Source organism: Fusibacter sp., assembly GCF_057447755.1.
Genome location: NZ_JBVBZF010000360.1, coordinates 1 through 3,525, shown reverse-complemented (window position 1 = coordinate 3,525; position 3,525 = coordinate 1). Strand labels below are relative to the sequence as shown.

Below are 3,525 nucleotides of genomic sequence, written 5' to 3'. Positions count from 1 at the left end.
TGTGTATCTCTAAATTGTCTCTCATTTACATCAATTTTGATCTCAAATGTATTCTCACCTGACTCTAGCGCTTTATAAAGCTTAGTTTTCTCCTCTTTATCCATTTGATTCAAGTAAATCATGATTTTTGAATTAAGAGCATCACTCTTAAATATCAAGATTTCCTTTTCCCTATCTATTGAACTGACATGGCCACAAAATGTTCTCACATCAACTTCTTGCTTAATATTTGAAGATGTAGATATCCTATACGCCCTTACCATTTCTTTATAGGTGTAAGACATCCATGTGTACATAAAAAGCGTTAGGATTAGGCTGACGATTAAAAGAAGTCTCGTAAATGCCAGGCCACTAGCATCAGTTTGACAAAAACTATGACTTTTTATTGATGATCGTTTAATTTTACGCATAAAAAATCTCCCATATTATTCCATTTAGCGTAACACAAGTTTTACTATATGGCAATATATGGGAGTTTATTTAATATTTTATTCCAAGTTTAAAGGTAATAACGCAATTCAGTTTGTCATTCTGCTTACTGACGATAAACATTTTATCGCCCTCTGGTGATATTGATGAGGTTAAGTAATCACCTTCGTATTGATAAATCATAGATTTTCCATGTTGATCAATCCTATAAATCGTATTGGCATAACCCAATAAAAAGCCTTCTTGATTCTTGATATAGAGCGAATGGTCATCAAGCTTTGTTAAGTCATAAAAATTTTGCACCGCTTGCGTTTCAGTATTTAGCAGGGTTAATTGTGTGTCTGTCTCTGGAAAAATCAACATTTGATCGTTGACCTCAAACTCACAATCACGAGATATTTTCATGCCTTTTAATACACTGAGTATTTTCTTTTCATTTGTCTCTGGATTATAAATGATAACTTCATCAATTAAAAATGCATCATCTTCGTTAATACCATTGAGACATATAACTTGGTTATTATCCATAGGCACTAGTCTGTTATAAAATACTTCATCTGCTTCCGCTGTGATGTACTTAATGTCTTTTTTACTTAAAGTAATGATCCCTAATCTCTTACCTGTGAAATTAGACGTCATATCACCGTTGTAAAAATAATACAAACGGTCACCTTCTTTAGAAAAAGTAGGATTAACCCCTTCGATCTGATCTACATAAAGTTTCCCACTGTCCGAACCTAAGCAGTTGAAACTTGGTATATCGCCTCTAATCTTCTCAAGTATATAACCACCATCGGAAGACAAGGAAAGTTGGTCGTAAAAATCATTTTCTGTAGTAGTATGACTGATGATCTTCTTTTTCTTGGTATCAAAATCATAGGTCACTATTTTATCCGTAGACGCTTCCATATACAGCATTTTCTTTTCATTTTCAGATATTTGAATAATTGGTATCCCATTTACATCTAATTTCATATTTTCAGTGATAAATGTATAATTGCCCTCTTTATCATAGGCGTATATACCATATAAATTGTCTTGATTGATAAAATATATCGTTCTAATTTCTCCAATGTGCAAGATGTTAAAATGCTCTACTGCTTGATCTTTAATGGTTAAAATATTATTTTCTATATCATCCTGATTAACTTTATCAACACTTAAGGCTTCCAAATCAATTTCAAAATCTTCAATAACCTGATTATCTTTTGAGCCCTTGAAAAGAATGATTTGATTATCCAACCAACGTATATCCTTAACATCATCTTTGAAGCCATTGATAAACACTTCAGATTTCACTCTTGTGACATCATCCGATATAATAGGCACCTCTACATGAGCCCTTTCAACCACTTGAATCTCAGGTTTCATAGCCAAATAAAATACCGTGACAAGGACGATTACGCCAAAGATCTTAAGCCATTTTTCGTATGGTTTTTTCTTTTGCTTAATGATAATCTTCATAAAAACTTCCTTCCAAAATTATTGAGCCACATTCTCTTCTCATTTGATAGATTTAGATAGTCGTAAATTACATCATTGATTTCTGCCATTTTAACTTCTATTTCCACATCCAGATCATAAAATTCTGATAACCGTTCTATTAAGGCTGTTGCATAGGGAATGGTTTTTAAAGGTGATGCATAAAGCTCTAAGGCTTCACCCTTTCGCTTCCCCTTATAATACAAATACAATAAAACAATATATGAATTTAAAAATGCTGTCAATCCTTTAAGGGCTATTTCATCTAATTCACATTTAGGCAATATATAATAAACATCTGCAGATGCATAAAATTCATTTTCTGAATATGCAAAATAATTGCTTTTTGCGCGTTGGGGCACAACAATTTTAGGCTTTGAAAAGAGACTTTTATCCCTTGGCCAGGTTAACTCATACCATTTCCTTACCTTATTCACAACTTCACGCCTTTTCTCGAGTTTAGCCCGATGTGGTTCAAGTAGTTTCTCAAGCAAGGCAGTCTCCTTTATCGTTTTGTCACTGTAAAGAATAAAAAATGGGGTTTGGTCTTCATGTTTGAAATGTTTTATATCACTGTTTTTGTAAAAAGGCTTCAAATTTTGTTTTAAAGCTTGGGGGATTGCATCTAGTTCACAAGCCTTATAAACAAAGACAGGCATGCCTTCATTTCGATCTGCACCACTGACAATGCCCTGCTTTATATCATAGGAATCCTCAAGCTTTTGATTGAGCTTGAAATCCAGAAGCGACAATATCTCTGAAGCATTTTCATCAGATATAAAATGAAAGGTACCAGTTCTATGATAAATATCCTCAGTAGAAATCATTTTAGTAAGATTTAAATACTCATCTAAAAGTTTGATTGTCTTTTGAGGGGTTGGCGTCAATGTATAGATGCAAGCATGTAGGTTTTTTTTCTTAAAAACCCGAAGGCCATTAAAATTTAAAATTTGAGTGAAGTTAAAGTGCTCTTGAATAAATTGTCTGAGCTTTACAGCACCATCTGCCGTAAAGAAATAATTGCTTGTTAAATAACATAGACTTCCATTCTCTTCAAGGTAATCATATGCCTTGTAAACAAAAAAATAAAAGTAATCCATCTTACCTTCATAATACTTCGAGCCAAAATCAGAACGCTTTACCCTTTTAAAGATTTCTAGGTTGCCCTTCTCTCCAATATAGGGTGGATTGCCAATCACAAGATCTACCTTAATATCCATGTTTACGATCAAACTGTTCCCTAAAAAAAAGTTTGATTCATCGATTGGCTCATGACTGCCTAAACATGCCATTAGCGTGACTAAAACACTTTTAAAATTTCTAAGCGCTTCTTCATTGATGTCAAAAGCAAAAACCTTTTCAGACAACATGGCCGTCATAAATGTCATTTTGTCTGAATTTGAAATACCAGCAATTGTCATTACAACGAGCTGCAGTTCTAAATATGCCAATAACAACAACCCAGTCCCACACGCTAAATCCAGTATTCTAAGTGCTTTAATTTTTTCAAACAAATGCCTTGCATCAACACATTGGACTTCACTTGGTTTATATAACTCAAGTGCATTAAGATCTAGGTTTAAATAAATTGATTTAAGGATTTCATCCTCTCCA

The 3,525-nt window shown here is 33.3% G+C and carries 3 protein-coding genes; all 3 read right to left on the bottom strand.

The genetic code is table 11. From position 1 onward, the window contains the following. On the bottom strand, window positions 1-410 hold a 410-nt coding region (locus AC220I_RS20140), incomplete at its 3' end, for a hypothetical protein (protein WP_486725658.1). A gap of 70 nt (window positions 411-480) precedes the next feature. Further along, a complete protein-coding gene (locus AC220I_RS20135; protein ID WP_486725657.1) occupies window positions 481-1,893 on the bottom strand; it encodes a hypothetical protein in 1,413 nt (470 codons plus the stop codon). Continuing rightward, on the bottom strand, window positions 1,890-3,525 hold a 1,636-nt coding region (locus tag AC220I_RS20130), incomplete at its 5' end, for an Eco57I restriction-modification methylase domain-containing protein (protein WP_486725656.1). The genes AC220I_RS20135 and AC220I_RS20130, both read right to left, overlap by 4 nt.